This is a genomic window from Sphingorhabdus sp., from assembly GCF_044357595.1.
In the GTDB taxonomy this organism is placed as follows: Bacteria; Pseudomonadota; Alphaproteobacteria; order Sphingomonadales; family Sphingomonadaceae; genus Sphingorhabdus_B.
Genome location: NZ_JBIKPH010000138.1, coordinates 1 through 6,364, shown reverse-complemented (window position 1 = coordinate 6,364; position 6,364 = coordinate 1). Strand labels below are relative to the sequence as shown.

9 protein-coding genes are annotated in these 6,364 nt (G+C 53.8%); 2 read left to right on the top strand and 7 right to left on the bottom strand.

All coding sequences use genetic code 11. The features are described from left to right. The coding region (locus ACIQ2T_RS11425) for an acyl-CoA dehydrogenase family protein (RefSeq protein ID WP_397590921.1) at window positions 1-857 on the top strand (857 nt) is incomplete at its 5' end. 100 nt (window positions 858-957) lie between these two features. Here ACIQ2T_RS11425 and ACIQ2T_RS11420 read toward each other — a convergent pair. The 6 genes from ACIQ2T_RS11420 to ACIQ2T_RS11395 form a co-directional block, all read right to left on the bottom strand. Continuing rightward, window positions 958-1,356, bottom strand: a complete 399-nt coding sequence (locus ACIQ2T_RS11420; RefSeq protein WP_397590920.1) for a DUF3617 domain-containing protein — start codon at window positions 1,354-1,356, stop codon at window positions 958-960. Between the two features lie 139 nt (window positions 1,357-1,495). Continuing rightward, on the bottom strand, window positions 1,496-2,416 hold the full coding sequence (locus tag ACIQ2T_RS11415; RefSeq protein WP_397590919.1) for an Hsp33 family molecular chaperone HslO: 921 nt from the start codon (window positions 2,414-2,416) through the stop codon (window positions 1,496-1,498). Continuing rightward, the gene (gene argF, locus ACIQ2T_RS11410; RefSeq protein ID WP_397590918.1) at window positions 2,416-3,342 is read right to left on the bottom strand and encodes an ornithine carbamoyltransferase; all 927 of its coding nucleotides are present in this window, start codon (window positions 3,340-3,342) and stop codon (window positions 2,416-2,418) included. The genes ACIQ2T_RS11415 and argF overlap by 1 nt, the downstream gene beginning before the upstream one ends. Further along, window positions 3,339-4,526: an aspartate aminotransferase family protein gene (locus ACIQ2T_RS11405; protein ID WP_397590917.1), complete on the bottom strand. Its 1,188-nt coding sequence runs from the start codon at window positions 4,524-4,526 to the stop codon at window positions 3,339-3,341. The genes argF and ACIQ2T_RS11405 overlap by 4 nt, the downstream gene beginning before the upstream one ends. Before the next feature lie 113 nt (window positions 4,527-4,639). Beyond that, the gene (locus ACIQ2T_RS11400) at window positions 4,640-4,765 is read right to left on the bottom strand and encodes a hypothetical protein (RefSeq protein WP_353207178.1); all 126 of its coding nucleotides are present in this window, start codon (window positions 4,763-4,765) and stop codon (window positions 4,640-4,642) included. Between the two features lie 45 nt (window positions 4,766-4,810). Continuing rightward, window positions 4,811-5,497, bottom strand: a complete 687-nt coding sequence (locus ACIQ2T_RS11395) for an alternative oxidase (protein ID WP_397590916.1) — start codon at window positions 5,495-5,497, stop codon at window positions 4,811-4,813. Window positions 5,498-5,872: 375 nt separating this feature from the next. On the opposite strand from ACIQ2T_RS11395, the gene ACIQ2T_RS11390 reads away from it, so the two are divergent. Further along, complete coding sequence (locus ACIQ2T_RS11390) at window positions 5,873-6,085, top strand: hypothetical protein (RefSeq protein WP_397590915.1); 213 nt, start codon at window positions 5,873-5,875, stop codon at window positions 6,083-6,085. A 73-nt stretch (window positions 6,086-6,158) separates the two neighbouring features. Here the strand turns inward: ACIQ2T_RS11390 and ACIQ2T_RS11385 are convergent. Then, a partial coding sequence (locus ACIQ2T_RS11385; protein ID WP_397590914.1) for a hypothetical protein occupies window positions 6,159-6,364 on the bottom strand: 206 nt, incomplete at its 5' end.

Here is a 6,364-nt window from a genome sequence, read left to right as displayed (position 1 = left end):
ATCCTATCTACGCATTCGGTTCAGAGGAACAGCGCCGCAAATATTTGCCCGGTCTTGCCGCTGGCACGCTGATTGGCTGCTTTGGCCTGACCGAGCCTGATGCCGGGTCGGACCCTGCAGGCATGCGTACCTTCGCCAAAAAGGTGGATGGCGGTTTCGTTATCAACGGGTCAAAGACTTGGATTTCTAATGCCCCGTTTGCCGATGTATTTGTCGTTTGGGCTAAGTCCGAGGCGCATGGCGGCGGTATTCGCGGCTTTGTTTTGGAAAAGGGCATGAAGGGCCTCACTGCCCCTAAAATTCAGGGTAAATTATCTCTGCGCGCATCGACCACTGGCATGATCGTCATGGACAATGTCGAAGTCGGCGAAGATGCGTTGCTGCCCGATGTGCAAGGCTTGAAAGGTCCGTTCGGATGCCTCAACCGTGCACGTTATGGCATAAGCTGGGGCGCATTAGGTGCGGCGGAATTTTGCATGCATGCCGCACGGCAATATGGCCTTGATCGTCACCAATTTGGTAAACCGCTGGCCGCCAACCAGCTGTATCAAAAGAAATTGGCGGACATGATGACCGATATCGCGATGGGGCTTCAAGCGTCATTGCGCGTTGGCCGCTTGATGGACGAAGGCCAGCTTGCGCCGGACATGATCTCCATTGTTAAGCGCAACAATGTCGGCAAGGCGCTCGATATCGCGCGTGCCGCGCGTGACATGCATGGCGGCAACGGCATTAGCGAAGAATATCAGGTGATGCGTCATATGGTGAATCTGGAAACGGTGAACACCTATGAAGGCGCGCATGATGTCCACGCCCTCATATTGGGCCGCGCGATTACTGGCATTGCAGCTTTCTGAGACAAAATAGGCCGCCCAGTTTGTCAACGGCGGCCCAATCTTGGCTTTTCAGGCCTTTAGGCAATATCTGGTAAAGAGCCTGCGCATCGCCTTTCCCTGCTCAGCAAGGTCCAATTCTTCGGCCTTCCACGGCAAACGAAAAAGGTGCGTTATCCCGGATTCCTTGCGATTGAATATGGACAATCCGGTTGGATTCCTTGCGGATGGTCGTCAGACCCTGTCCTTGTCCCTTGCAGGTGTAACTGACGGTAACCGAGTTCGCGCTTGTGCGCACAATATATTGCTCGCAAGCGAGACCGCTATGCCGGATTTGAATTAAGGCATCGGGATTTCCAAGGCAAATTTTGGTAAGTGACTCATTGCTGCCAGTTGCCCGTAGTTGCCAGTTCCCACGCTCTAATGTGTCGAGAAATGCTAAACCATTATTCGGCGCTACCGCAAAAGCAGTCCCTGCCGCCGACAGTAAAAACAGGCTAATAAGATAATATCGAAGATGCATAATCTTACGTCCGTAAACCAGTCAGTTTCATCGAAACAACCTATCGTTTGGGGATTCGTTACCATAAATTTTTGCATTTTGCACGGCAGATTATGGTCTTCGAACGACAGTTGGCGCTCACTGTTCTGCGGTGCACCAGTTAGTTGTTGAAACTGGCAAGGCTGATCGGAAACCGGCGCGAGCAAAATTCGCAATCGACGACAATATCGCCATCGTCATCGACCATTTCGGCGCGGTCTTCCGCCGGAAACTTCGCAATTACATCGCGGATGTGCACCGGGTCGCACCGGCACCCCTTCGACAACCGATCGCCTTGTTCAATGCGCACTTCTTGTTCTTCGTGAAAAAGCCGCCAGACAATTTCCTCAAGCGGAAGCGCAGGGTCAGCTAACTCAGCAGCAGCGATGGTCGAGGACATTACCTCAATATGCGCCCACTCCGGATGGTCGAGCCGCACATGGAGCCGTTCACGGCCTTCTTCGCCCTCTGGCAAATGCTGCACCAACAGACCACCAGCAACGCAGCGGCCATCGACACGGTCCACCGCCACGCGAATAAAGGTCGGAATTTGTTCGGACTGCATGAAATAATTTTGCGCCGCATCGGCCAGCGTTTCGCCCTCAAGCGGGACAATGCCCTGATAGCGGCCACCGCCTTCGCTGGCTGGCTTCATTCGGTCAAAGGTAATCGCAAGATAGCCTTGCCCGAATACACCAAACAGCGTCGCATCCCGCGGCAAAGCAGCAGCGGTCGCGGCATCAAACTGCGCATAGCCGCGCAACGCACCGTCTTTATAGTCGCACGCCAGAAGGCGGATCGCACCCTTTTCAGTTTGTGTTTGCAGCGTAAGCTGGCTGCCCTTTTCCTTCAACGAAGATCCCAACAAGGCGGTCAAAACCAATGCCTCTGCCAAGATGCGTTCAATCACGGGGGGGTAGGCGTGGGCCGCCAAAATTTCGGCAAGGACATCATCAAGCCTAACCAGACGCCCGCGCGCATCGCGCGTGGGTATGGAAAAGCGCAATGGCTGATTGGACAATGTTTCGGATTGTTCCGGCATTACAACTTCCCAAGGCACCATAATAAAATCGATTTTTGCGCATGAAGACGGTTTTCCGCTTCGTCCCAGATAAGCGACTGCGGCCCGTCAATCACCACGTCGGTTACTTCTTCACCACGATGCGCAGGCAAACAGTGCAGGAATACTGCATCTGATTTTGCCATGGCCATAAGGCGTTCGTTGACCTGATAGGGCATCATTGCCGCCATCTTGTTATGGGCATGCTCCTGCCCCATCGACACCCAGGTGTCGGTCACAACAACGTCTGCGCCCGCCACTGCTTCGCGTGCATCGCGGGTAAGGGTTATGTGCGCGCCAGCGGCCTTTGCAATCTCGATAAAGCTGCTGTCACTTTCATAGCCTTCTGGGACGGCTATGCGAAGGTTGAACTTAAACAACCCTGCTGCCTCAACCACCGAATTCAGAACATTATTACCATCACCAAGCCACGCAAGCTCAAGACCGGGCAGAGCTTTTCCATGCTCCATCACCGTCAGAAGATCGGCCACGATCTGGCAGGGATGCGACAAATCCGTCAGGCCGTTGATGACGGGCACGCTTGCGTAATGCGCAAGCTCTGTCACTTTGTCATGGTCGTCGGTACGGATCATGATGGCATCGACATAGCGGGACAACACGCGGGCTGTGTCCGCAATAGTCTCACCGCGGCCAAGCTGCATCTGTCCAGACGCCATGAATATGCTGTCGCCGCCCAACTGCTTCATCGCCATTTCAAAAGACGTGCGGGTACGGGTCGAATTTTTCTCAAACACCATCGCCAGCGTGTACCCCGCAAGCGGCGCGTCGGCATCTGCCTGACCCTTGGGCCAGCCCTGCCGCGCATTTTTCCTGTCGATGGCGTCGTTCAGCATTGCTGCAATTGCATCACCGCCGGCGTCGCTCAAATTAAGAAAATGGCGCGTCATGCAGCTTGCGGCATTTGATAGCTAGCGGCACCGGCGGACAGCTTTTCCATAAATGTCTGGATTTCGGCGTCGCCAATATTCAACGGCGGCAACACGCGGAACGTGTTGTCTCCCGCCGCTACCAGCAACAACCCGTGATTGTCCCGCAAATGCGCCACAAAGGCCCTCGTTTCATGCGTCATCATCACGCCGAGCATAAGCCCCTTGCCGCGCACGCCGGTAAATAGGTCGGGATAATTACCGATAAATTGTTCAAGCGTCGAACGCAGCTTTTCACCAGTGGCGCGCACTTGCGTCAGAAACTCTTCATTCGCCACGACATCCCAAACCGCCTGACATGCTGCCATCGCAAATGGGTTGCCACCATAAGTTGAACCATGCGTACCAACGACCATGCCGCGTGCAGCTTCTTCAGTAGCAAGGCATGCGCCCACCGGAAATCCGCCACCAAGGCCCTTTGCGGTCGCCATGATGTCCGGAATAATGCCATATTGTTCATAGGCATATAGCGTGCCAGAACGTGCTACACCGCACTGAACCTCATCGAGGATCAACATGATGCCGTGTTCATAGGCCGAGGCCCGAAGGCCTTGCATAAAGGCATCTGACGCAGGGCGCACTCCGCCCTCCCCCTGGATAGGCTCAACCAAAAACGCAGCGGTCTTTGGCCCCACAGCCGCCTTGGCGCCTTCAAGATCGTCAAAATCAACATATTTGAAGCCTTCCAGCAAAGGCAGGAAGCTCTTGTGCATCTTCTCCTGATTGCTGGCCGAAATCGTCGCCATCGTCCGGCCGTGAAAGGCGTTCTTAAACGTGATGATCTCAAAGCGGTCACTGCCTTGGCTTTGGTGATAGGCCCGGGCGGTTTTAATAGCGCACTCCACCGCCTCAGCGCCGGAATTGGTAAAGAATACCGTATCGGCAAAGGTGGTATCCACAAGCCGCTGGGCAAAGGCTTCCCCCTGCGGGCTGCCATAAAGGTTCGACACATGGATCAGCGTTGCCGCTTGGTCTTGAATCGCTTTGGTCAAATGCGGATGACTATGGCCAAGCAAGTTCACAGCGATGCCAGCTGCGAAGTCCAGCGCGCGGCTGCCGTCTTCGGAAATCAACCAAGCGCCTTCACCTCGGACCGGCCGAAAACCGCAGCGCGGATAGACTGGCATCAGGGGCGTAATCGACATGGTTTTCTTCCTTCCGACTGAATAGTTGGCATATTCCAAAAGCCAAAAAGCGGCCCCACGGGACCGCTTGTTTCTGCCCTATCGCTATAGGCATGCGGAAATGGCAAATCAAGTTATGCCTCAGCGTCCTTGTTGCGCTTGGCAGCGGCGATCCGGCGCTTTACATATCCGTATAACAGCAGATGCACCCCCAGCCATAGCAGGATGAATATGATAATCATTTTCGCAGCAGGGCTCATACCTGCTTCCATAACGCCGACCCGACCGCGAACAAGCCCGAATTGTTAGAGCAAGCCGGTATCAAGCGACACATGGGGCGGGCAAGCCATAATGGCCTTATGGTCGGCATCACGGCCCGATAAAGTGTTGGCCATATAATGGTTGGTATCCCGGTGGTGCGCCTCGTCCGCGCGGATGATTAGAATAACATCGCGAAGCGTCGTCCCCTCTGGCAAATTCCAATAGCGCAGCTCCACTGGCGGCGCAGGCGGGTTCGGGTGCCGTCCCTCGTCAATCTCGGCCAGATATAAAGTATAGCTGAGCACGGCTTCCTCTTCGAAATAGCCGACGAGACGGTGCGCCGTCTTGGCCGAAAACAGATAGAGGAAGAAAAAGAAGACATAGAAAACCCACTGCACGGTCAGGATAACAACCCGTTCGAACCATGACGGCTTCGCGATTTCGATGAACGTCATCAAATGCATCCGTTCATTTTCTGCTTCGTCCATCAACGTCCTAATCCAGCCGCGGTCATCCTGCATCAGGCGAAGCGCCCGCAAATGGGGCAAGGTCGCGCCGACCATGCCTGGCACCCCGGCGACAGTCTCCAATACGATCGCGCGATTGCCGTAACGCTTTGCGAAAAACGTATCCGCGCCCCAGCGCAATGTTTTGGTTATGCGCAAGGCAAACCAGTCCGAAAAACCGAGCGACTTATGATGGGTGGATTGAATATCGCTGCAATTGGGCATGAGCTTGTTCCAATGGTTGGTTAGCGACTTAACGCGCACCAAGCCGTGTCGGGCAACACGAAAACAAATAAATTCAGTTTACTTTTTTGCAACTCGCGCTTTGTCAGTGGTATAGCATCCTCATGCGTGCTTCCGTCTGGCGCATTTTGGCGCTTGGAGGAATTGTTGGACCCGAAGCTTAGTCTGCGCCGCCACCGCCGCATCTGGGTTGCGCGCCTACTGTGCTTCACTACACGCTGGGCAGAAGCCTTCAGTTGCTGAGGGTTTTGGTCTCATCTTCGTTCCTTCGTCACTTCAATGAGACCAACATCGAAGCTTGCCTAACCTCTTGGTTCGACGCATTCTAGTTTAAGTGCAGAAAAGTGGGAGTACCCAGTGAGCGATATTGTCACAGCCGTCCAACGAGGTAGTCAGGTCTATGTCTATGGCGCCGGACAGCGTCAGTTATGCTCAGTGTATGCCGGAACTGGACCGAGTGACGGACTGAAGGGATATACGTCGAGCACGGTCAGTGTGCGTAGAGGCAGTCAAATTTACGTTTACGACAATAAGGGTCGCCAGATTTCCAGCGTGTTTGCTGGAAAATAAATACAGATTAAAGAAAATTGCAATGCAAGGGGACGGAGGTTTGGTGGACGATTTACCAACGAGATTTATATCATCATTTGTCGTCGAGTTTATAAGTGATTTCATGCACTTCTGCGTTGAAAAATATGGATTTTCGACTGAAGAAATTAGCATTATTTGCGTAGTTGCAACGGAAAGCACTCGGGAAATCCGACATGATGGTTATCTGCTCAAAACCTATGGGACTGAAGTTCAGGCAATCCCAGATGAGTTCCGATTCCCGGTCAGCGTTCAGTTCGT